Below are 21,181 nucleotides of genomic sequence, written 5' to 3'. Positions count from 1 at the left end.
CGGGTCGCGCGGTCAGACCCCGAGTGCGGCCCCGCCGTCGACGTAGAGGTCGTGCATGGTGATGTGCCGGGCCCGGTCGGAGACCAGGAAGAGCACCGCGTCGGCGATGTCCGCGGGGTCCGCGATCCGGCGCAGCGGAATGCCGATCTTGTAGGCGGTGGGCGAGCCCTCGATGACCATCCGCGCGCCGTCGGAGTCGGCCCACATGGAGGTCTGCATGTCGGTGTACGTGGACCCGGGCGCGACCACGTTGCACCGCACCCCGTACTCGGCGAGCTCCAGCCCGAGGCACTTGGTGAACATGGTCGAGGCGGCCTTGGAGGCGGCGTACGCGCCCATGTTCATCCGGGGCACCCCGGCCGCGTTGGACGCGACGGTGACGATGACGCTCGACGGGTTGGTCCGCATCCGGCGCGCCACGGCCCGGGAGATGTAGAAGACGCCGTCGGTGTTCACCGAGAACACGGCGTCCCAGTCCTCGTCGGTCATGTCGACCACGGGACCGGTGCGCAGCACGCCCGCGACGTTGACCAGGATGTCGATCGGCCCGAGTTCGCGCTCGATGGTGGCCACGGTCTCGTCGACGGCCGCGCTGTCGCGCACGTCGGTCGGGAAGACGCTGAGCTTGTGCCCCGCGCCGGACTGCTCCAGCAGCCTCGACAGCTGGTCGGCGTTGTTGTCGACCGCCGCGACCGAGGCCTCGTTCTCCAGCAGCGCCGCGACGACGGCCCTGCCGATGCCCTGGGCCGCCCCCGTGACCATGGCGACCTTGCCACTGATGCCCAGTGAGTCCATTACCCGTCCAGCCTTTCCGCGTCGTATCCGTACAGCCATTCCTGGCTGGTCAGCCCCCAGTTGGCGTCCATCGCGCCGTCCCGTTGGCGCTGCTGTTCGCCGTCGTCGTAGTGGTGGTTGCGGGTGTTGCTCTGCACCCACGCCCGGACCGCGGCGATCCTGGGTCGCCGGTTGCGCTCGTAGCGGTCGAGGGCCTCGTCGAGGCCGGTGGGCGTCGCGTCCGTCAGGCACCGGGCCAGCGCCGCGGCGTCCTCGATGCCCTGGGCCGCGCCCTGCGCCCCGAACGGCAGCACCGGGTGCGCGGCGTCGCCGACCATGACGACCCGGCCGTCCCGCCACCGGCGCAACGGGTCCCGGTCGTGCAGGGCCCACTTCTGGACGCTGTCGGCGGCCCGGAGGACGCCGAGCACCTCGGGGTGCCAGCCCTCGTAGGCCTCCGCCAGCTCCTCGACGGAGCCCGACGCCTGCCAGGACTCGACCCGCCAGCCCCCGGCGGGCGCGGTGGCCACGAAGCTGATCGTCCGGCCGCCCGAGATCGGGTAGCAGACGACGTGCTGACCGGGGCCGAACCACAGCAGGACCTTCGGCTCGTCGAGCAGGTGCGACAACCGTTCGGCGGGTACCAGGCCCCGGTAGGCGGCGTGGCCGGAGAACCGGGGCTGGTCGGTGACGATCCGCGCCCTGAGCAGGGAGTGGATGCCGTCGGCCCCGACCACCAGATCGGCGGTGGCCGAGCGCCCGTCGGCGAACTCCAGCAGCACGTCCTCCTCGCGGTCGGTCACCGCGACGACCTGGCTGTCCAGGGTCACCGAGTCCGAGGGCAGCAGGTCGAGGAGCGCCTGGTGCAGGTGCGCGCGGTGCACGGTGTAGTACGGCGCGCCGTACAGGTCCGCGCAGTCCGCGCCCAGGCCGTGCCGGAACAGGACCGCGTTGTCGTGGTAGCGGCGCATCTCCAGCGCCACCGGCCGCACGGCCACCTTGTCCAGGCGGTCGGCGAGGCCGAGGCGGTGCAGCAGGCGGCCCGCGTTGGGGGCGAGCTGGATGCCCGCGCCGACCTCGGCGAGCTCCGGGGCCTGCTCGTACACGTGTGCTGCGATGCCGTTGCGGTGCAGTGCCGCGGACAGGGTGAGTCCGGCGAGCCCGGCCCCGACGATGGCGATTCTCATGTCTTCCTCACTAGTAGTAGAGGAGTGCCTTGTCCCAGTCCTCGTCCGCGCCGAACAGGCTGCGCGGCTTGACGACGTCGTGGATGCCGGTGAGCACCTGGCTCGGGACCAGGGTGCCCGGCGCCACCCCGGTGACCTGGCAGTTGACGGCCAGTTCGCGGCGGATGACCTCGGTGAGGGCGGACTCGGCGGCGGCCCGGTGCGCGTCGGGCACCTCGATCTGGACCGTGAGCACGTCCGGCTCGGCCTTGGCCCGCCAGAAGAGGACCTCGTAGGACGACGGCAGCTCGAACACCAGGTCCTCCAGGCGGGCCTGGGTGACGGTGCCGTCGCCGACCGGGTAGCCGAACGCCGACCGGCCGAGGACCCGGACGCTCGGCAGCACCCAGCCGCACGGGCACTCGGCGTAGGAGACCTCGACGTTGTCCTCCAGGTTGTAGCGCAGGAGGGGCATGGCCTCGCGGTACAGCGGGGTGACGACGAGCTGGCCGCAGCCGTCCGGCGCGACGGTGCCGGTCAGCGGGTCGTACACCTCGAAGACCGCCCGGTCCGACCACAGGTGCATCCGGCCGTGCTCGCACTCCCCGGCGAGGCTGCCGGTCTCGGTGGAGCCGTACTCCTCGACCACCGGCACGCCCCAGATCTCGCTGATCCGGGCCCGCCGGGCGGCGCTGAGGGGTTCGCCGCCGACGAACAGCGCCCGCAGCTTGGGGAAGTCGGTCCCGGGCTTGTGCCCGGCGGCGCGGGCGGCGGCGGCCCAGAGCAGCGTCTCGGTCGGCATCGACCAGCTCAGGGTCACCTCCAGGTCGTGCAGCACCCGGACGACCCGCGAGTAGGGCATCGCCAGGGACCGGTTGTCGCCGGGCACCACGGTCGCGCCGTGCAGCCGGGCGGCGGCGTGCGCGAGGTGCCCGGTGATCATGAGCGCGTAGGGCGTGCGGACCAGGAAGGTGTCCTCGGCGCTGATCCCGATCCACTTGCGGGCGTAGCGCTCGGCGAGGTCGGTCCAGTCGTTGGCCGTGTAGTAGGACGGGGTCGGCTGCCCCGACGTGCCACTCGACTCGTGGTACGTGGCCAGCAGCGCCTTGTCCACCGCGAGCATCCCGAACGGGTACTGGTCGCGCATGTCCTGCTTGCTCGTGAACGCCAGGTCCTCGAACGCCGGCGGCGTGTCACCGAACCGGGCCCGGTAGAACGGCGAGCGGGTCGCCTGGGCCAGCGTGTGCGGGAGCTGCTTCTCCTGCAACGCGCGCAGCTCGTCGAGGCTGCGCCACTGACCGATCCGGGGTAGCGTGCTCATCTCTCTCCCAAAACTCGTAGCGCGTTGAGGCGGACCACCTTGTTCCAGGTCTCCTCGGGCAGGTCGAGGGTCCGGTACTTGGTGATCTCCACCGCCGGGTGCTGGTGCGGGTGCTCGGAACCGAACAGCACCCGGTCCGCGCCGAGCCTGGCCAGCGCGGCCTTCACGATGAAGCTGAACGTCCCCGAGGTCTCCGCGAGGATGTTGGGCTGCGGGGCGATCTGGTTGACCGCGTGCAGGTCCACGGCGAGGAATCCACAGTGGCCGAGGACGAACGTGATGTCGGGGAACCGTTTCGCGAGCTCCACCAGGTCGCCGGCGCCGAACCCGGGCTGGCCGAGCGAGACGGTGTAGACCGGGTGGCCGAACTCGCCCGCCACCCGGACGAGGTCGACCATCCGCTCGTCCGCGAACGGGATGCCGTGCACGGCCGGGGACAGTTCGAGGCCGCGGAACTCGGCGGCCCGCTCGCGGTAGACGCCCGCCGGGCGGTGCGGGTTGGCGAAGAAGAACGGGATCAGCCGGCCGCCCGACCGCGCGCACGCCGCCAGGACCGCGTCGTTGTCCGCGTCGGAGTCGAACTGGCCACCCTCCACGAGCTGCCGCGCCAGCCGGTCGGGGTCGATGACCGCGCCCGCCGCGAGGACCGCCCGGTCGATGCCCAGTTCGGCCATCAGGGCGAGCTGCCGGTCGACGGCGTCGGGGCCCGGCATGAGCCTGGTGTGGAAGTCGAGGAAGGGTGGCCGGTCCATCCCTACTTCTCCAGGGAGAACTCGTTGATCGGGTACCCGACGTGCCGGTCCTCGGTCGGCAGGTACCCCCACACCTTGTCGCCGGGGCGCAGCTCGGTGCTGTTGAGCACCTTGTAGTCCTCGCCGCCCTTGCCGCCGGGGCCGAGCACCCGCACGTGCCAGTCGTCCTGGAGGATCAGGTTCGCGGCGCGGCCGTCGGGGGCCACCGCGTCGATCGAGATCAGCGGCCGGGACTCGATCTTCACCCGGCCGACCGTGATCACCCGGGTCTCGCCCTTGGTGTTGACCGCGAGGACCTTGCTGCCGGCCTTCAGCTCGCTGAGGTAGTTGGTCCGGCCGGCCTTGCTCATCGTGTACGAGTGGATCGCGCCCGCGTTCACCCGGAACGGCCGGGTCGGCATGTACGGCAGCGGGTGCGTCTCGCTGACGCACAGGATCATGCCCTTGGAGTGCGAGCCGACGAGAATGCCCTCGTCCTCCCCGAAGTACGAGGTGGTGTCGACGCAGGCCCGCTCGCCCATCCCGATGTGCGCGGTCTCCAGCACGGTCAGCTCGACGAGCTCGACCGGCGCGGAGCGCTCCTCGGCGGCGGCCTTCAGCGCGGTGGTGTCGCCGACGTTCTTCGGGGCCATCGCCACGCCGTCGGAGCCGTGCTCCAGGACGATGAAGATGATCTCGGCCTCTTCGACGTCCGCCGCCTGGGTGATGATCTTGCCCTTGCCGGTGTCCTTGCCCGCGCCGGCCGCGGCGAGCACGATCTCCAGCGGGATCTTCGTCGGGTCGCGGAACAGCAGGTAGGACCACGTCTCGGTCCGGGCCGCCTCGCACGCCTGCTCCAGGGTCGGCGCGTCCACGATCTCCACGTACCGGCCGAACTCGACGCCCGGGAACTTCAGCGCCAGGGTGGCGGTGTCGCCGAACTTGTCGGTGTCCACGAGCACGACGTCCGCGCCGGTCAGGTCCGCCGGGATCGCGTCCTGCGGGAACAGCACCCGGGTCACGGTCGGCGGCAGGTTGGTCAGGTCGGCCAGGTCGTTGGCGATGATGCCGTCGACGCGCTGGTGCAGCGCCTCGGCGACGATGGCGTCCTTCAGGCCGTTGGTCGAGCGGATGTCCACCCAGCACAGCTTCATTGCGGAACCTCTCAGAGTCGGGGTCGGTCAGCTAGCCAGCACGCTGATGCGGCCGGTGTGTCGCGCGTCCAGCACGGTCTCGCCGGGGATCTCGCCATGGATGAGGTCCGCCAACTGCCGGGTCATGGCCCCCGGGTCCGTGGCCAGGAAGATGTTGCGGCCCATCGCCACGCCCGAGGCCCCGCCGCGCAGCGTCTCCGCCACGTACGCGAGCACGTCCGCCGGCTGCTCGCGGCGCGGTCCGCCGGCCACGATCACCGGGACGGACGCGCCCCGGACCACGTCGCGCATCTCGGCCTCGGAGCCGACGTAGAGCGTCTTGACGACGTCCGCGCCGAGGTCGGCGGCGACCGTGACCGCGTGCGCGACCAGGGCCGGGTCGTTCGGGTTGGTGATCTTCGGGCCGCGCGGGTAGATCATCACCAGCAGGGGCACGTTCCACCGGTCGCAGGCGTCGGCGACCAGCGCCAGGTCCGCGATCTGCTCGCGCTCGTCCTCCGAGCCGATGTTGACGTGCACGCTGACGGCGTCCGCGCCCAGGCGCAGCGACTCCTCGACACTGGCGACCAGGTACTTCGAGTTCGGGTTCGGCGCGTGCACCGTACTCGCGCTCAGGTGCACGATCAGCGCCGTGTGCGCGAACCAGTGCGGACTCACGTGCCTCAGGACGCCCTTGTGCAGGACGACCGCGTCGGCTCCGTTCGTGGCGAGCTGTCCGACGAGTCCGTCGATGTCCAACCCGATGGGTCCATCGGTGACGGAGTGATCCAACGGAACGACGAGTAGACGTTGACCAGGATGGCGAAACAACCTGCCCAGTCGGGTCTGCCTCCCGAATGATTGATTGGCGAACATGTTCATTCCTCCTCAGGCTGCCGTCATCGAGTCGGCCACCACTGCGGCGGTCTCCAGGTCGAATTCGCGGTGCAGTACGGCCACCGCGTGGGCTCCGTGCGCGCGCTCGATGACCGCCGAGACGCGCAACTGCGACGTGGAGATCCAGCTGGTGTAGATGCCCTCGGCGGCGAGCGTCGAGATCATCCGGGCCGCGTACTCCGGCCGGTTCAGCAGGCCCATGCCGACCAGCGAGATCTTGGCCACGTCGCGGTCGACCCGGACCTGGCCGTCGTCCTCCGGGAAGGCGTCGCCGAGGACGGCGAGCACCTCCGGGATGTCGCCGAGCCGGGCCGTGAAGCCCATCCGGAACTCGTCCTCGGACGGGCCGGACCGGGCCACCAGGTCCACGGGGATCGACCGCGAGCCCAGGGCCGACAGGATGTCCGCCGCGAGGTCCCTGCGGGCCCGGACCAGTACCCGTGCGACATCGAAGTCGTGGGTCACGGCCACCACGGCGCCGTCACTCTCCAGCATCGCGTCGTTGCTCCCCTCAAAGACCCGGGTGCCCGCCCCCGGCGCGAACGAACTGAGAACCTGCAGCTCCATGCCCCGCATGGCGGCGAGCTCCACCGCGCGGGAGTGCAGCACCCGGGCCCCGGCGAAGGCCATCTCCGCCATCAGCCGGACGTCGACCTCGGGCATGGCGCGCGCGGTGGGCACGAGCCGCGGGTCGGCGGTGTACACGCCGTCCACGTCCGTGTAGATCAGGCACCGGCTCGCGTCGAGCGCCGCCGCCAGCGCGACGGCCGTGGTGTCCGAGCCGCCCCGGCCGAGGGTGACCATGTCGCCCGCGGCGTTGGTGCCCTGGAAGCCGCTGACGACCACGACGTTGCCGGCCTCCAGCAGCGCGAGGATCCGCTTCGGGTCGATGCTGGAGATGACGCCGCCGCCGTACTTGCCGGCGACCTCGATGCCGGCCTGCGCCCCGGTCAGGGACACGGCCGGCACGCCCAGGCGTTCGATCGCCATCGCGGTCAGGGCGGCCGAGACGACCTCCCCTGTGACGAGGAGCTGGTCGGTCTCCCGGGTGGTCCGGTCCGAGAAGTCCCCGCCGCCGAACTCGCCCGCCAATGCGAGGAGTTCGTCGGTGGAATCGCCGCGCGCCGACACCACGACGACAGTGGCTCGACCTGACCGATGAGTTTCCGCCGCGTAATTCGCGACCCGCCAGATCCGTTCGACACTCGCGAGAGAACTACCGCCGAACTTCTGCACCACGATGTCCATCGGAACAACCACTCCTTTCCGTTGTCGTATCGAAGTCTCGCTGTCCCCGGCGGGCCGCTACATCACTTGTTCGCGCGATCCCTAGAGGACGAAACGCGCGTCCTCGACAGCGTCGGAGCCCGCCATCCACTCGGTGTCCCAGGACATTTCCCAGGCCTGGTCGGCGCCGGCGAGAACCATGTCCTTCGGGGCCCACGAGCGGGCGACGACGTACTTGAGGCCCTTGGCCCTGGCGCCGGGAAAGATGAGCACCATGTCCTCGGATCCCTCCGTGGCACCGGAAACCGGCTCCAGCGGCACCCGGACGAGGCCGTGACCGGCCCACTCGGCGCTGTCGTACCCGTCGATGATCGGAGCCATCTGGCATTCAGGCGTAATGTCAGTCATGTCTTTGTTTTCCCCTCGCCGAATATCGGCACCCCGGGCGGCTCCCCCATCGAGACCGCTCCTGTTACCGGCCAGCGTGCGGGGCGGGCTTCCTAAATGGATTCCGAATGGTTACCACTCGCCGCAGGCGCGCTTCGGTAACTGTTCGGTGTGTTTTCTGTTTCCGGCCCGGGTCCAATTCCACACCCACACAAATCGGGACTGCGGGATCTAGTACCACGAAATGCGTTTCGAAATCCGGTGTCCGGTCCGAGATTCCCCCCAAACTGGCCGGCCTTTACGGGCGAATCGGAAGAGTCATGATCCAGACAGGACAAGTTGGCCGGCGAACACGGACAAGTGGGTGGCCGAGCGATTTGGGCAGAGCGTTATAGATTTCGATGCTTCATTCGGTTACACAGTCCTCGTAACACGGTCCTATAGTGGGCAGGTGACACAGGCCGACGCGGGGACTGGCCTCACCTTCCGGATCTTGGGTCCGCTCGAGGTGTGGTCGGACGGAGCGCGGCTGGCCGTCGGCGGGGTCCGACAGGAACGCGTGCTCGGCATGCTCCTGCTGGCCGCCAACCAGGTCGTCCCGCTCCCCCGGCTCGTCGAGGCCGCCTGGGAGGACGATCCGCCGCCCACCGCCTCGCACCAGGTCCGCAAGATGGTCGCCGACCTCCGCCGCCGCCTCGGCACCGGCTCCGAACTGATCTCCACCGACGGCCCCGGCTACCGGATCGACGTCGACGTCGAACAACTCGACCTCCGGCTGTTCGAGGTGCGACTCACCCGGGCGCGGGAGGCGGACGCGGCGGGCCTGCCGCACAACACCGTCGTCCAGCTCCAGGCGGCCCTCGACCTGTGGCGGGGCAAGGCGCTCAGCGGCCTCGACAGCGCCGCGATCATGTCGGCCGCCGCCGTCCTGGAGGAGCGCAGGCTCGCCGCCACCGAGCACCTGATGGACCTTCGGCTCGCGATGGGCGAGGCCCGCGAACTCGTCAGCGAACTGCGCGCCCTGCTCAGCGAGCACCCGCTCCGCGAGGCCCTGCGCGGCCACCTGATGCTCGCGCTGTACCGGTCGGGCCGCCAGGCCGACGCCCTGCACCTGTACGAGGAGACCCGGCACCTGCTCGCCGAGGAGCTGGGCATCGACCCCGGCACCGAACTCGTCAAGCTGCACGAGCGCATCCTCCGCAACAGCTCCGACCTCGACCCGCCCACCCAACCGGCCCCCGTCGCGGCCGTCGACGCGCCGCCCGTGGTCCGCCCCAACTCCCTGCCGTACGACGTCCCCGACTTCACCGGCCGGGGCGAGGAGGTCGACCGGCTGCTCGCCGGGGCCGCCGAGGCTGGGCTGTCCCTGTTCGTCATCGACGGCATGCCCGGGGTGGGCAAGACCGCGCTCGCCGTGCACGTGGCGCACCGGGCCGCCGAGCAGTACCCGGACGGCCAGGTCTTCATCGACCTGCACGGCTTCACCCCCGGCCGCGAGCCCCTAGAGCCCTGCGAGGCGCTGGAGGTGATGCTGCGCGCGATGGGCGTCCCCGGCGACCAGCTGCCCGACGACCTGGAGGGCCGGGCCGCGCGGTGGCGGGTCCAGGTGGCCGGCCGCCGGCTCGTCGTCGTGCTGGACAACGCCGCCGAGTACGCGCAGATCCGCCCGCTGCTCCCCGGTACCCCCGGCTGCATGGTCCTCGTCACCAGCCGCGCCCGCCTCGCCGGCCTGGACGGCGCGACCCCGCTGTCCGTGGACGTGCTGTCCCAGGCCGAGTCGCTGGCCCTGTTCACCCGGGTGCTCGGCCGCGACCTGGCGCCGGGCGAGCACGACGCCGCCGCCGACCTGATCGAGGTGTGCGGCCGGCTGCCCCTCGCCCTGCGGATCGCCGCCGCCCGCTGCCAGAACCGCCCGCAGTGGACGGTCAACTACCTCCTCGAACGGCTACGCGCCGAGGACCGCCAACTCGGCGAGCTCGTCATCGGCGACCGCAGCGTGGCCTCGGCCATCTCGCTGTCCTACCGGTTCCTCGGCCCCGACCACCGGCGCCTCTTCCGGCTGCTCGGGCTGCACACGGGCACCGACTTCGACCTGTACGCGGCGGCGGCGCTGGCCGACCTGCCGGCGGCGACGGTCGAGGCGCTCCTGGAGGACCTGCTCGACGCGCACCTGCTCACCCAGCGGGTGCTCGACCGGTACACCTTCCACGACCTGGTCCGGCGGTACGCGCAGATCACCGTCCAGGCCGAGGAGCCCGACACCGAACGCCGGCACGCCGTGCACCGGCTCCTCGACTACTACCTGCACACCGCGCACCGCGCCGCCGACCTGCTCCAGCCGGGCCGGGCCCAGATCGAGCTGCGCCTGACCCACCCCCCGGCCACGGCCCCGGCGGTCTGCGACTTCACGGCCAGCCTCACCTGGTTCGACGCCGAACGGGCCAACCTGATCGCGGCGGTCCGCCGGGCCGACCGGCTCGGCATGGACCAGCACGCGTGCCACCTGCCCCGCGACCTGAGCTTCTACCTGCTCTGGCGCGGCCACATCCACGACGAGATGGCCATGCTGCACACCGCCGTCGAGGCCGCCCGCCGGTTGGGCGACCACGACGCCGAACGCCGCAGCCTGCTCAACCTCTCCCTGCCCTACTGGCACGTCGGCCGGCTCCGCGAGGCCGTGGACTACGCCAGCCAGAGCCACGTCCTCGCCACGAAGATCGGCGATCTGTCGGGCGAGGGCGCCGGCCTGAACCGGATGGGCTCCTACTACGGCGAACTCGGCCAGTTCACCGAGGCGATGCGCTGCTACGAACGCGCCCTGGAGATCCACCAGCTCTGCGGTGACCGCCGCGACGAGGCCTCCGCCCTGATCGGCCTCAGCTACGTGCTGGCCACCATCGGCCGCAACGACGAGGCCATCACCACCGCCCAGCGCGGCGTCGCCATCGAACGCGAACTCGGCAGCCAGATCGTCGAGTTGACCGGCCTGATGAACGAGGCCCTCGGCCACGCCGGCCTGGGCGACCTGCCCACGGCCTTCCGGCTGCTCGACCGCACGATGGTGATGGCCAAGGACATCGGCGCCCCGGGCCGCCGGGCGATCATCCTCGCGCACTACGCGGAGTTCCACCGCCGCCAGGGCGACCTGGACCGCGCGGAGGACTGCGGCCGACAGGCCCTCGAACTGCTCTGGGCGCTGCGCCGGCCGGCGATCGGCGCCATGGTGGAGAACATCCTCGGCGCGGTACACCGGGACCGGGGCGAACACGTCCAGGCCCTGAAGCGCCACCAGCAGGCCTTCGACATGGCCCGCGAGATCGACGCCCGCCTGGAGATCGCCAAGGCCCTCGACGGCCTCGCGTTCGCCTGCCGCAACCTCGACCGGCCCGACGAGGCGGCCCTGCACGCCCGCACCGCCGCGGACCACTACGACGCCATGGGAATTCCGGCCCCGGATACTCTCAACACCATCATGGACACTGTTCGACCCACGTAAAGGCATATCGCCTTTTCGGTCAATGTGCAGACCGGGATGCGACAGTTTCCAGCCTTGATCGCGCCCTAGTCTCGAAGTGAAAGCCCCCCGCACGCACGCCCCCAGCGGACCTGACTAGCTCTTACCCAGTGGAAGTATCGGTAAGGGACCCGCTTGGTATCACGACCCGCGATTGTCATTGGCGTCGGTAAATGGCCTTCTTGGAAAGGGGACCAGGGCATGCGTAAGCGCCTGTTCCTGATCGTGCTCGTCGCGGGCTTCCTCACCGCCCTCCTAGGGCTGGAAGCACTCACCCACAACCCGCGCTCCACCAGCGCGAACGTCGAGGCGGACGGCTTCCCGCAGCCCGACGTGATCGCTTGTAAGAACAACCCGCGCCTCCCTGGTTGCCCGACCAACCCGAATACACAGCCGTCCGGCTGATCTCCGGATCTGGGGGAGTTCGAAGAGAACAGCAGCGGCGGTCCGTAACTGGTGAGAAGTCACCGTTACGGCCGCTTTTGTTTTGCCCACCGATCAATCCAATTCATTCCATTGGGTACGAACGCGGCACAGCCAAGATGAATGGGGGTCGGGACTTTCGCAGTCGCATGACAATAACCCGGGAGGGGGGTTCATGGGATGAATGAAAAGCTCCTCGTTCCGCTACCCCGCAATCTGTCCTTTGTCGAACGAGGCCGCGCGCGTAGCATGGGGTACAAGTGTACCCATGGGAGGCCGCCATGTCATCGTCATCGATCAGCCCCGGCGACCGGGTCCGCGCCCACCGCAAGGCCCGCGGACTGTCGCAGTCGGACCTCGCCGCCCAGTCCGGCCTGTCGGTGACGACGGTCAAGTTCATCGAGAACGGCAAGCGGTCACTGACCCTCAGCGCGGCGCAGAAGCTCGCACCCGCCCTGCGCATCGACGACCTCGCGGAACTCCTCGGCCCCCAGGTCGGCCACCTCCCGATGACCGGGCGCCTGACCCACCCGAGCATCCCGGCCGTGCGGCGCGCCCTGACGAACTGGTCCCTCACCATCTCCGGCGAACCCCAATCCGTGGAGTACCTGCGCGCGATGGTCGACGCGGCGTGGAACCTCTGGCACACCTCCCAGTCCCAGCGGACCGAGGTCGGCGAGATCCTGCCGGACCTGTTGGAGCAGCTCCAACTCGCGGCCCGCCTGCACACCGGCCAGGAACGCCGACAGGTCCTCACACTGCTCGCGCAGGCATACCACCAGGCCCAGGCGTACCTGGCCTGGCACGGTGACCGGGAACTCGTGTGGCTCTCGGCCGACCGGGCGATGTCGGCCGCCCTGGAGACGGACGATCCGGTGACGATCGCCGGCTCGGTCTGGTACTCGGCGCACCTCCTCCGGGCCACCGGCCGCTCCGACGAGGCGGTCGAACGACTCCGCGAAGCCCTCGACCTGATCCAGCCCCTTGTCGAGGCGGGACCGCGCAGCGACGCCCCCGGACACGTCGCTTCGCATACCGAGTCCGTCGCGATGTTGGCCGACCTGCACCTGTGCGGGGCGCTGACCCGGGCCAGGGCCGGCGACCAGGCCGCCTGGGCCGAGTGGGGCAAGGCGCACCGGATCGTCACCACCATGCTCCCGAAGGGCTACGCGCACCCGTGGACGAAGGTCGGCACGGTCCGCACCGAGGTGTACGGCGTGATGTGCGCGGTCGAACTCGGCGACACCACCTCCGCGACCAGGCACGCCGAAGCCCTGGACCCGGCGACCATCCACTCCACTGAGCACCGCGCCCGCCACCTGCTGGAACTCGCCCGCCTCGCGGATCTGGAAGGCTCCAGGGAGGGCGTGTTGCACCTGCTCAACCAGGCCGCCCACGTATCCGCCGAGGTGGTGTCCTTCAGCCCGGTCGGCAGGGACATGGTGCGCCGGGCCGTCGAGACAGCGCCCGCGTACCTGCGCGCGTCCGCCGTGGCCTTGGCCGGCAAGGTCTCAATCGTCCTCGATTAGGGGTACATGACGTACCCCGACACCTGGCGTACCCGGGATCCCGTTCGACGCGTCTTAGCGTGACTGCGGAGACACCTACGGCTGTTGGGCGGGATACCCGCCGCTCGCCGCTGGTGACTCGGCGGCCCGCTCCGACGAAGTCGGGCCGTCGGCGCGGCGGGTATCGCCGCGCCCCTCCACACCTGCCTGGAGGAGGCCCACTGTGCACCGTTCCGCCCGCCTCGCACTGCCCGCCGAGTTTCCGCCGCCGTATACCCGCGGCTGGCGTCGACTGCCCCTCGGCACATTCCGATGACCTGCCGACCGACGTCCCGATGGATCCGGACCGGTTGGCTCCGCTGGCGACGCCGCCCGTTTGACGAGGTCACCTGCGTGGTGCACGGCCAGATCTGGTCTCGCCACTCCCCCGAGCGGCCGTAGATCCCCGGCCGGGCGGCGTGGCGGTCACCTGTCGCCTGGCCGGGTCAGTCACCCGAGGGCCGCCGTTTCCAGCCGGCGGCCCTCGGGCTCCCACGAAAGGAACGTCATGTCCCACTCCCACAGCCCGCCGGGCGAGATACTGCCGGCACCGCTCGGGATCCTCGACACCACCGGCCAGGACCGGCACGCCCTCGGCAGGTGTGCGCTGATCGGGGTGTGCCTTGCTCGCGCTGACGACCCGTCACCCATCGCGGCGTGGCTCATCCCGGGCCAGCACTACCAGCTCGAATCCCAGGGCGCGGTCTGGCGGGTAACCGGGCCGGCGGAGCTGGCGACGACCCTGCACCACCTCGTCGACCGGCACGGGCGTATCACCGGTCATCTGCCCACCGAGGACGGCGGTGGCGGGGTGACCCTCCTCCACGGCCGGGCCTACGTCCTGCGGCACTCCCTCGTCCTGACCGACTACGACGGCGAGATCGACCGCTGGGAACTGCACCCCGACCGAGCTCACGCCTAGTAGGTCGAAGCTGAAGGCTCTGATCACCGGTCAGGGCCTTCATGCTTCCGCCAGCTTCAGCGAGAGTGACGGGGTGAACGGGGAGAAGGCTTTGCGGATCCGGGTCGGCGGGGCCGACGTGATGCTCGGCCAGCTCGACCGGCTCCTTGCCGTGATGTCGCTGCCCCGCGTCAGCCTGGGCATCATCCCGGCGGGCGGCGGGTGGCGCTGCCTCGCGCAGGGCTCCTTCTGGGTCTTCGACGAGGAGAGAATCCAGACCGAGGGCGTCTCTGCCGGGCTCGACGTCACCCAATCCCGCGAGGTCGCCGTGCACCTTCGCGCGTTCGCGCTCCTGCAGGCCTCCGCCACGTACGGCGCCGACGGCCGCAAGCTCGTCACCGCCACCATGGACGACGTCGCGGGGACCTGACGACCGCTGATACCGAGAAGGAAACCCTTCGCACGGTGTGCGCGGGGCGGCGCGTAACGACATCGAGCCCGGCGGGATACGGGTCCTCCGGCGAGGTCACTGAGACGGTGATCACTGCCGGCCGTGACCACATATCCACTTGTCGCATTTCCACTTTGGACATCTCGGTCAGACAGGATTTTTGGGGCTACGCTCGAACCATGACTGGCGAACTCGCCGCGGTCTCCGCGGGTACGAACCTCTTCAAGCTGGGCGTGGAGCTCCGCGCCCCTCACCGCCACGCGGCGGGCGTGAACTTCGACGCCCCCACCGTCCACGTCCACGAACTCCCGTGCGGCGGCCGCCCCCTCCGCCACGCCACGTTCGAGGGCGTCCGGATCCACAACGACAACCCGTCCGGGGCCATCCTCAGGCCCGAGCTGGACCTTGAGTTCCAGCCCGGCAGCGGGGTGGACGAGAAGGTCACGCTCACCCTGGGCAACCGGCTCCCCGCAGGCGAGTCCCGCTTCATGGAGTGGCACGGGGCGCCGATGGTGTTCGACTTCCCGGACGGCGCTCCGCCGCCCTTGCGAGTGTGGATGCGCTGGACCGACCGGGACAACCGGCACTGGATCCGCGAATTCGGCCGGGAACCGCTGCTCGTCAACGGCTTCTTCCGGCAGCTCGCCTTCGCCAGCGCCGGGGCGGTAGGCCTCGTACCCCGGTAGCCATGCCGCGCCTCGTTCCCGGTGGACCCCGGGAACGGGACGCGGTCCCGTTCCGGCTACTCGCCGCGCAGGTTCTTCCAGCGCTTGTCGTCCACGCCGAGCGCGTCGAAGACCGACTGCACCCGGACGCCGAGGTACTCGGCGACCCGCTTCTTCACCCCGTGGCCCGTACCCACCTTCTCCATGGTCTTCTTCATCCCGGCGGCCCTGGCGAGTCCGAGGCGGGTGAGGTGCAGGCGCTGGCGCTCGATGGCCTTGCGCAGCCGGAGGTCGACCGCGCCCTCGGGCGTGTACCCGTCGAGTCCCCCGTGTTCGGCGGCGAACCGGCGGACCCCGAGCGCGGTGTCGGCGAGCTGCATGTCGGTGATCTCGACGAGGACCTCCTCGACATGGTCGGCGTCCATGAGGCCGGTGGTGTTCGTGAGTTCGTCGAGGCAGTTCTCGATGAACTCCGAAAGGTCCGTGAGCAGGAGTTCGTCGATCGTGAGCTCCTGGACGTCGACCGGTTCGTCGGGGTCGCCGCGGCGGTGCCGCGCCAGGTACGCCACGGCGGCGTCCGAATCGAAGAGGACGCGGTACGGCTCGTCGAGGCAGGCGGAGAGGCCGGGCTGGTCGACGGCTGCCGGGTGCTCGCTGGTGATGGTGGCGATCGCGTCGGTGAGCGTGTTGTGGGTGCTGGTTGCCATGCCAAGAAACATAGGGGTACCCCTTTGGCAAATCAAGGGGTACCCCTTTAGAAAACAACTCAACAGTGTGACCCGCGAGAGCGGGACATCGGACCTCCTAGCGCCCAGAGCGCGAAGGGACTGCTACCCAACCCCACCCCGGGAGGTCCGCATGTCCATCACCTTCACCGTCGCCTACTTCGACGACGCGCCGGAGATCAACATGAACAGCGCCAACACCGCTGCTCTGCTCCGACTCCTCGGACTCCCAGTGGAGTCCGAGGGTGAGGTCGCCGCCGCCGACATGATCGGCCGCGTGCTGCTCGCCCAGGGCCTGCTCGACCTCGCCACGTGCGACGCGTACGGGCTTCCGGACATCACGGACGGACGCTGGACAAACTGCGGGCGCCCCCGACTACCTGGCCGGCCGGCTCGCCGAGTTCCACCAGCTGGCCACCTGGGCGCACGAGCACCACGCGACCGTCATGTGGTGGTAGGCCAGGGGCGGGGGAGGCAGACCTCCCCCGCCCGGCCGCGTTCCCGGGTCACGCACCGGTCGTTGGACAGGGCACCCACCACGAAGGAGCGCCCGTGTCGAACATGACCTCTCCCCCGCTGGCCCCGACCGGCAGCTGCGTTCCCGGCTGTGCGGATGGGCACGTCCTCGACGGCGACGGCAAGCTGGTCGGACCCTGCCCCGGCTGCCAGCCGTTTCGTCCCGCGTACACGGGCGAGGACGACTGCTGCATCACCCGCTGACCCGTCAAGCCTTTCGGCGCGGCTGATCACCTGAAAGAGTGAAGCCTCCACACTGACGTGGCGGTACCGTCGTTTGATGGATCGGGACTCTCCGAACTTCCCCCACGGCACGAGTAAGGGCTACTCCGCCCACAAATGCAGGTGCGACGACTGCCGGGCCGCCTACGCAAAGTACAAGAGAGAACTGCGCGCTCGAGGATTGTCAGAGGGCGACCATCGACATGGCACCGTGCACGGGTACAGCGACCATGGCTGCAAGTGCGAGCTGTGCAAGGACGCCAATCGGCGGTGGGTCCAGTCCCGCGAGCGAGTACCGCCGCCGCCGGGCGATCCGCGCCACGGACTTGCATCGACGTACAGCACCCTGAAATGCCGGTGCGTTCTGTGCAGGGCTGCGCAGGCCGCCCAGACCCGCAGCCGTAAGAAGGTTCGCACGGAACTCGCTCCAGACGACCCGCGACACGGAACGGAGAACGGCTACGGCAATCTGGGTTGCCGGTGCGCGCCATGTTCTGAGGCTCACCGCGACAAGTACCTGGCCGCCACCAGGAGCCGTGAGGCAGGCTCGCGGTCGATGACCCTCGCCATGGCACCGTTACCGGGTTCAAGCTCTACAAGTGCCGGTGCGAGCCGTGCCGGATTGCCCGCGAGACGGCTCGGCGCAAGCCCAAGGTCGGCGCTGATCATGGTGCGTTGGCAGGCTGCAGGTGTCGTGCGTGCCTGGACGCCAGTTTCAACGCCCGCGCGGCGGCAACAGCCGAACGTGAAGCACAACGTGTGCGAGTGATCCCCCCAAAGCAGCTTAAGCCGTACGTGGAGAAGGCAAGCGAACGTCGTGCCCGGGCGAAGGCTGAGGCTGCGGCCCGACGCGCGCTGGGCAGGCGCTTGGCCCGAGGGGACTTCGAGCCCGAAGAGCGACAGCGATTGATGGACGAGTACCACGGGCGCGGACCGGTAGGGCCGTCGGCGGAGAAGGTCACCGCGACCGTGGTCCGGACCGAGAACACGGACACCGGCGGCACCCGGGTGGTACTCGAAATCCACCGCGAAGCCGCCAGCACACCAGAGCCGTGAGCGGGCTGAGCTGGCGAACTGCTGCCGCGACGAACCGCCCCGGTACCTGAGAGGTACGTGCAGGGTGGAGGCGCGGCGGAAGTTCGCCCAGCAGCCCCGGTCATCGGTGTCGGGGAGGATCGTGAACCGGTACCCACCCTCGATGCCGAGGCGCAACTGCAGGAGGGCTCCGACGACCGCGCGCGGCGCGGTGCCGGTGGTTCCGTCGGCACGGTGGAGGGTGCGGCAGCGGCGCAGGACGGCGATCTTGTTGCCGGATCCGGCGAGGCGCTTGCTGGTGGTGACGTCGATGAGGACGATCTGGTCTGTGGCGGGGAGGTAGGCCGTTCGACGGCGAGCGGGGGCTTCCGGAAGGCATCGTGGAGCGAGTTATGCAACGCGGGTGCAACGCGCTCCGACGATGTGAGGCCCAGGCTGGACGGAAAACACCGTCTGACCTGGGCCTCAGAGGAGCCGCCTTCGGGATTCGAACCCGAGACCTACGCATTACGAGTGCGTTGCTCTGGCCAGCTGAGCTAAGGCGGCACACAACACGCGAGTGCGGGCACTCACGCCGGACCAGCATACGCGAACCGCCCCGTTCCCGCGAACCACCCCCGGACCACCCCACACCACCACCCCGACCAGCGGACATTCGCTCTGACAGGTCCATGACAGGCATCTATCCGACACAAGATCGGAGTCGCTAAGGTGCTCAGCGATGGACACCACGGAACCAATCCGGAAGAAGCCCGTCGCCTGGTTCGCGCCGGGGCAACTGGCGGGGACGGCCCTGCGCGTGCTCCTGGCGCAACGTTTCGGGGCATACCTGGATAAACGTGAGCTACAGGCGATGTTCGAGCAGCCGACGTTCCGGCATGACAGCGACGAGCTGTGGCTGGACTATGTCGCGGATGTCGGCGACGGGTTCGACTCGACGTACTCGGTCGCGTATCTGCTCGCCCAGTCCGGGTTGAGTCCCGCGCCGCCGCGCCCCGGGCCGAGCGTCCTGGGCGTCGACTCCATGGCCATGCCCGGCCCCGGGGCAGGCACCCGGCCCAGCACGCCTTCCGCGCCGCACGACGCCGCGTCCGCCCGGCCACTCGACGGGACCGCCGCCACACTGTCCGGAGCGCCCAGCGGGACCGGCGCGACATCGGGCGCCGAGCCGGCTCCTCTCTTCCTCCCCCGGGGCCAGGTCCTCGTCATGGGCGGCGACCAGGTCTACCCCGTAGGCTCCGCCATCGCCTACCGCGAACGCTGCGAGGGCCCCTACACCACGGCCTTCCCCGATTCCGACGACGACGGCGCCGACATGCGCGCCCCGGCGCTCTACGCCCTCCCGGGCAACCACGACTGGTACGACGGCCTGACCGCCTTCCTCCGCCTCTTCGGCAAGGGGAGACACTTCGGCGGCTGGCGCAGTCCGCAGAGCCGGAGCTACTTCGCGCTGAAGCTGCCGCACGGCTGGTGGCTGTACGCGATCGACGAGCAGTTCGACGCGTATCTCGACGAGCCGCAGATGGACTATTTCCGGGCGGCGGCGAAGGAGTTGAAGCCCGGCGACAAGGTGATCATCGCGTCGCCGGCGCCGTCGTGGGTGTACACGGAGGAGAAGCCGAGCGAGTACGACACGATCAAGTACTTCATCAAGAAGATCATCGGGGACCACGACGTCACGGTGAAGCTGCACCTGTCCGGGGACGCGCACCACTACGCGCGGTACGGGGACGGGTTCATCACCTGTGGCGGCGGCGGGGCGTACCTGGCGGGCACGCACGGGTTGCCGAAGGGGATCGCGGTGCCGGTGGTCGCGGGGGCGGCGGTGCACCCGTTGCGGGCGACGTATCCGAGCCAGGCGGACTCGAAGCGGTACGGCTGGGGCGTGTTCTGGCGGATGCCGTGGCAGAACCCGACGTTCGCGCTGCTGATCGGGCTGCTGCACACCCTGATGCTGCTGGCGTTCGTGTCCTCGCGGCCCCGGATCCTGACGTTGCCGGTGATGGGGATGGTGGCGGTGGCGTTCGCGGCGACGGTCGGGTTCTCCACGCTGGAGGCCCGGGTGATCCGGAAACGGCACTGGTTCGCCGGGTTCGCGCACGGGGTGACGCACGTGGGGCTGGCGCTGGCCGGGATGTATGTCTGGAACCGGCTGCCGTTCGTACACCTCGAACCGCCCTGGGCCTCGGCGTCCACGGTGCTGTACCTACCGGTGGTCTCGGTGTTGGGCGTGCAGATCGTGGCGCTGTACCTGCTGGTCGCCGACCGGTGGGGCGTGAACCGCAACGAGCTGTTCGCCGGGCAGGGCATCATCGACTCGAAGTCGTTCCTGCGGATGCGGTTCGCGAAGGACGGCTCGTTGACGATCTACCCGATCGGCCTGGAGCGCTCGGGCCGCGCCTGGCAGGCGAACACGGGCCCCGGCCCCAGCCTCCTCGCCCCGAAAGACCCCCTGGTCCCCCACCTGATCGAGCCCCCGATCGTCCTGTCCTAAAACCCTTCGACGGGTACGGCGGAGCCGGGCGCCCGGCAGGATTCCCGGTTCCGCCCGGGCTCCGGCACGCGCCGGCTCGGCTCACGGGCACTCCCCGGGCCTGGCCGGCACCCCGGGCCGGGCCGAACCCCCGCCCTAGTCGAGGCTCTCGTAAGCCCGCCGAGGCCCACACACCGAAGCCCGGCTACACGAGGCCCGCGACCCGTCCGAGTCCATCCGCACCACCACCGAGTCACTCGGCACGTTGTGCGCGACCACCCGCCCGTCCCCGTCATCCGTGGTCACCCGGGACCCGACAGCCGGCGCGGTGGCCTGGAACTGCTGGTACAGCGGGTGCTCGTACTTCAGGCAGCACATCAGCCGCCCGCACGCCCCGGAGATCCGCAGCGGGTTCAGCGGCAGGTCCTGGTCCTTGGCCATCCGGATGGTGACCGGCTCGAAGTCGGTGAGGAACGTGGCGCAGCACAGGTCGCGGCCGCAGGAGCCGATGCCGCCCTGGATCCGGGCGGAGTCGCGGGCGGAGAGCTGGCGGAGTTCGACCCGGCATTTGAGGGTGGCACCGAGGTCGCGGACCAGGCCCCGGAAGTCGACGCGTTGCGGGGCGGTGAAGTAGACGGTGCTGCGGTCGACGTCGCCGCCGGGGACGTGGTCGACGCCGACGATCTTCATGGGCAGGTCGTGGGCGCGGATCAGCTTCTTGGCGGCGACCTTGGCCTCGGCCTTGCGCTTGCGGATGTACGCGTCGCGGGTCAGGTCCTCCTCGCCCGCGAGCCCGACCAGCTTGGGGAAACCGTCGGTGTCCTCGGTGACCCACTGGGCGGCCCAGACGCACTCGGCGACCGCCGCGCCGTCGTCGGTGGGGACGAGCACCTTGTCCCCGACCTGGGGGGTGAGGTCGCCGGGGTCGAGGTAATAGAGCCGTCCGTACCGGTTGAAGCTGACGGCGCACAGCATGCCCATGCGGAAAACTCTATCGGGGAGGAAAAACTCCCGTTTTGCCCCCTGCCTTTGTCCGAAATGCTAAAAATATTGCAGAACCGAGATGGTTCGAA

Annotated in this window: 20 protein-coding genes and 1 tRNA gene; 10 read left to right on the top strand and 11 right to left on the bottom strand. The window is 69.9% G+C overall.

Annotated elements, in window-relative coordinates; translation table 11 throughout:
* Window positions 1–12 precede the first annotated feature (12 nt).
* From AB0M43_RS15770 to AB0M43_RS15735, 8 genes are all read right to left on the bottom strand, one after another.
* Window positions 13–795 (bottom strand): 2,3-dihydro-2,3-dihydroxybenzoate dehydrogenase, encoded by a 783-nt coding sequence (locus tag AB0M43_RS15770; RefSeq protein ID WP_363725094.1) that lies wholly within the window; start codon window positions 793–795, stop codon window positions 13–15.
* Window positions 795–1,961 carry an FAD-dependent monooxygenase gene (locus AB0M43_RS15765; protein ID WP_363725092.1) on the bottom strand — a complete coding sequence of 389 codons (1,167 nt, stop codon included), beginning with the start codon at window positions 1,959–1,961 and terminating at the stop codon, window positions 795–797. Before AB0M43_RS15765 ends, AB0M43_RS15770 begins: the two co-directional genes overlap by 1 nt.
* 10 nt (window positions 1,962–1,971) lie before the next feature.
* Window positions 1,972–3,261: an AMP-binding protein gene (locus tag AB0M43_RS15760; RefSeq protein ID WP_363725090.1), complete on the bottom strand. Its 1,290-nt coding sequence runs from the start codon at window positions 3,259–3,261 to the stop codon at window positions 1,972–1,974.
* Window positions 3,258–4,013, bottom strand: coding sequence for an amidohydrolase family protein (locus AB0M43_RS15755; protein ID WP_363725088.1), 756 nt, complete (start codon window positions 4,011–4,013; stop codon window positions 3,258–3,260). The genes AB0M43_RS15760 and AB0M43_RS15755 overlap by 4 nt, the downstream gene beginning before the upstream one ends.
* 2 nt (window positions 4,014–4,015) lie before the next feature.
* Entirely contained in the window at window positions 4,016–5,146 is a 1,131-nt protein-coding gene (locus tag AB0M43_RS15750) for a 3-dehydroquinate synthase II family protein (RefSeq protein ID WP_363725086.1), read from the bottom strand.
* A 27-nt stretch (window positions 5,147–5,173) separates the two neighbouring features.
* Window positions 5,174–6,001 (bottom strand): 2-amino-3,7-dideoxy-D-threo-hept-6-ulosonate synthase, encoded by an 828-nt coding sequence (locus AB0M43_RS15745; protein WP_363725084.1) that lies wholly within the window; start codon window positions 5,999–6,001, stop codon window positions 5,174–5,176.
* Window positions 6,002–6,013: 12 nt separating this feature from the next.
* A complete protein-coding gene (locus AB0M43_RS15740; RefSeq protein ID WP_363725083.1) occupies window positions 6,014–7,270 on the bottom strand; it encodes an aspartate kinase in 1,257 nt (418 codons plus the stop codon).
* A gap of 81 nt (window positions 7,271–7,351) precedes the next feature.
* Window positions 7,352–7,630 carry a hypothetical protein gene (locus tag AB0M43_RS15735; RefSeq protein WP_363725081.1) on the bottom strand — a complete coding sequence of 93 codons (279 nt, stop codon included), beginning with the start codon at window positions 7,628–7,630 and terminating at the stop codon, window positions 7,352–7,354.
* Between the two features lie 457 nt (window positions 7,631–8,087).
* On the opposite strand from AB0M43_RS15735, the gene AB0M43_RS15730 reads away from it, so the two are divergent.
* The 6 genes from AB0M43_RS15730 (at window position 8,088) to AB0M43_RS15705 (ending at window position 15,158) form a co-directional block, all read left to right on the top strand.
* Window positions 8,088–11,132, top strand: coding sequence for a BTAD domain-containing putative transcriptional regulator (locus tag AB0M43_RS15730; protein ID WP_363725079.1), 3,045 nt, complete (start codon window positions 8,088–8,090; stop codon window positions 11,130–11,132).
* 219 nt (window positions 11,133–11,351) lie between these two features.
* The gene (locus AB0M43_RS15725) at window positions 11,352–11,555 is read left to right on the top strand and encodes a hypothetical protein (RefSeq protein ID WP_363725077.1); all 204 of its coding nucleotides are present in this window, start codon (window positions 11,352–11,354) and stop codon (window positions 11,553–11,555) included.
* Window positions 11,556–11,854: 299 nt separating this feature from the next.
* Window positions 11,855–13,102 carry a helix-turn-helix transcriptional regulator gene (locus tag AB0M43_RS15720; RefSeq protein WP_363725075.1) on the top strand — a complete coding sequence of 416 codons (1,248 nt, stop codon included), beginning with the start codon at window positions 11,855–11,857 and terminating at the stop codon, window positions 13,100–13,102.
* Between the two features lie 526 nt (window positions 13,103–13,628).
* Window positions 13,629–14,042: a hypothetical protein gene (locus AB0M43_RS15715; protein ID WP_363725073.1), complete on the top strand. Its 414-nt coding sequence runs from the start codon at window positions 13,629–13,631 to the stop codon at window positions 14,040–14,042.
* Window positions 14,043–14,115: 73 nt separating this feature from the next.
* Window positions 14,116–14,451 (top strand): Scr1 family TA system antitoxin-like transcriptional regulator, encoded by a 336-nt coding sequence (locus AB0M43_RS15710; RefSeq protein WP_363725072.1) that lies wholly within the window; start codon window positions 14,116–14,118, stop codon window positions 14,449–14,451.
* A gap of 200 nt (window positions 14,452–14,651) precedes the next feature.
* Entirely contained in the window at window positions 14,652–15,158 is a 507-nt protein-coding gene (locus tag AB0M43_RS15705) for a hypothetical protein (RefSeq protein WP_363725070.1), read from the top strand.
* A 56-nt stretch (window positions 15,159–15,214) separates the two neighbouring features.
* Here AB0M43_RS15705 and AB0M43_RS15700 read toward each other — a convergent pair whose 3' ends face one another.
* Complete coding sequence (locus AB0M43_RS15700) at window positions 15,215–15,844, bottom strand: hypothetical protein (RefSeq protein WP_363725068.1); 630 nt, start codon at window positions 15,842–15,844, stop codon at window positions 15,215–15,217.
* A 151-nt stretch (window positions 15,845–15,995) separates the two neighbouring features.
* Between AB0M43_RS15700 and AB0M43_RS15695 the strand changes: the two genes are divergently transcribed.
* From AB0M43_RS15695 to AB0M43_RS15685, 3 genes are all read left to right on the top strand, one after another.
* A complete protein-coding gene (locus tag AB0M43_RS15695; RefSeq protein WP_363725066.1) occupies window positions 15,996–16,427 on the top strand; it encodes a hypothetical protein in 432 nt (143 codons plus the stop codon).
* Window positions 16,424–16,582, top strand: a complete 159-nt coding sequence (locus tag AB0M43_RS15690) for a hypothetical protein (RefSeq protein WP_363725064.1) — start codon at window positions 16,424–16,426, stop codon at window positions 16,580–16,582. The genes AB0M43_RS15695 and AB0M43_RS15690 overlap by 4 nt, the downstream gene beginning before the upstream one ends.
* Window positions 16,583–17,509: 927 nt before the next feature.
* Window positions 17,510–17,656, top strand: a complete 147-nt coding sequence (locus AB0M43_RS15685; RefSeq protein ID WP_363725062.1) for a hypothetical protein — start codon at window positions 17,510–17,512, stop codon at window positions 17,654–17,656.
* Window positions 17,657–18,107: 451 nt separating this feature from the next.
* On the opposite strand, the gene AB0M43_RS15680 is transcribed toward AB0M43_RS15685, so the two are convergent.
* Window positions 18,108–18,181, bottom strand: a tRNA-Thr gene (locus AB0M43_RS15680).
* Window positions 18,182–18,356: 175 nt separating this feature from the next.
* Here AB0M43_RS15680 and AB0M43_RS15675 point away from each other — a divergent pair.
* Window positions 18,357–20,129, top strand: coding sequence for a metallophosphoesterase (locus AB0M43_RS15675; protein ID WP_363725060.1), 1,773 nt, complete (start codon window positions 18,357–18,359; stop codon window positions 20,127–20,129).
* A gap of 135 nt (window positions 20,130–20,264) precedes the next feature.
* On the opposite strand, the gene ricT is transcribed toward AB0M43_RS15675, so the two are convergent.
* Complete coding sequence (gene ricT / locus AB0M43_RS15670; RefSeq protein WP_363725058.1) at window positions 20,265–21,089, bottom strand: regulatory iron-sulfur-containing complex subunit RicT; 825 nt, start codon at window positions 21,087–21,089, stop codon at window positions 20,265–20,267.
* Window positions 21,090–21,181 lie beyond the last annotated feature (92 nt).

Source organism: Longispora sp. NPDC051575 (assembly GCF_040681875.1).
Taxonomy (GTDB): Bacteria; Actinomycetota; Actinomycetes; order Mycobacteriales; family Micromonosporaceae; genus Longispora.
The sequence above is the reverse complement of the archived record's forward strand: the minus strand, read 5'-3'. Positions and strand labels throughout refer to the sequence as shown.

Bases quoted from the DNA above. Each gene is read 5' to 3' on its own strand.
- AB0M43_RS15690 (WP_363725064.1), top strand. From the start codon at position 16,424: ATGACCTCTCCCCCGCTGGCCCCGACCGGCAGCTGCGTTCCCGGCTGT.
- AB0M43_RS15740 (WP_363725083.1), bottom strand. From the start codon at position 7,270: ATGGACATCGTGGTGCAGAAGTTCGGCGGTAGTTCTCTCGCGAGTGTC.
- AB0M43_RS15735 (WP_363725081.1), bottom strand. From the start codon at position 7,630: ATGGCTCCGATCATCGACGGGTACGACAGCGCCGAGTGGGCCGGTCAC.
- AB0M43_RS15725 (WP_363725077.1), top strand. From the start codon at position 11,352: ATGCGTAAGCGCCTGTTCCTGATCGTGCTCGTCGCGGGCTTCCTCACC.
- AB0M43_RS15715 (WP_363725073.1), top strand. From the start codon at position 13,629: ATGTCCCACTCCCACAGCCCGCCGGGCGAGATACTGCCGGCACCGCTC.
- ricT (WP_363725058.1), bottom strand. From the start codon at position 21,089: ATGGGCATGCTGTGCGCCGTCAGCTTCAACCGGTACGGACGGCTCTAT.
- AB0M43_RS15720 (WP_363725075.1), top strand. From the start codon at position 11,855: ATGTCATCGTCATCGATCAGCCCCGGCGACCGGGTCCGCGCCCACCGC.
- AB0M43_RS15705 (WP_363725070.1), top strand. From the start codon at position 14,652: ATGACTGGCGAACTCGCCGCGGTCTCCGCGGGTACGAACCTCTTCAAG.
- AB0M43_RS15765 (WP_363725092.1), bottom strand. From the start codon at position 1,961: ATGAGAATCGCCATCGTCGGGGCCGGGCTCGCCGGACTCACCCTGTCC.
- AB0M43_RS15750 (WP_363725086.1), bottom strand. From the start codon at position 5,146: ATGAAGCTGTGCTGGGTGGACATCCGCTCGACCAACGGCCTGAAGGAC.
- AB0M43_RS15685 (WP_363725062.1), top strand. From the start codon at position 17,510: ATGGACGAGTACCACGGGCGCGGACCGGTAGGGCCGTCGGCGGAGAAG.
- AB0M43_RS15745 (WP_363725084.1), bottom strand. From the start codon at position 6,001: ATGTTCGCCAATCAATCATTCGGGAGGCAGACCCGACTGGGCAGGTTG.
- AB0M43_RS15695 (WP_363725066.1), top strand. From the start codon at position 15,996: ATGTCCATCACCTTCACCGTCGCCTACTTCGACGACGCGCCGGAGATC.
- AB0M43_RS15700 (WP_363725068.1), bottom strand. From the start codon at position 15,844: ATGGCAACCAGCACCCACAACACGCTCACCGACGCGATCGCCACCATC.
- AB0M43_RS15770 (WP_363725094.1), bottom strand. From the start codon at position 795: ATGGACTCACTGGGCATCAGTGGCAAGGTCGCCATGGTCACGGGGGCG.
- AB0M43_RS15755 (WP_363725088.1), bottom strand. From the start codon at position 4,013: ATGGACCGGCCACCCTTCCTCGACTTCCACACCAGGCTCATGCCGGGC.
- AB0M43_RS15675 (WP_363725060.1), top strand. From the start codon at position 18,357: ATGGACACCACGGAACCAATCCGGAAGAAGCCCGTCGCCTGGTTCGCG.
- AB0M43_RS15760 (WP_363725090.1), bottom strand. From the start codon at position 3,261: ATGAGCACGCTACCCCGGATCGGTCAGTGGCGCAGCCTCGACGAGCTG.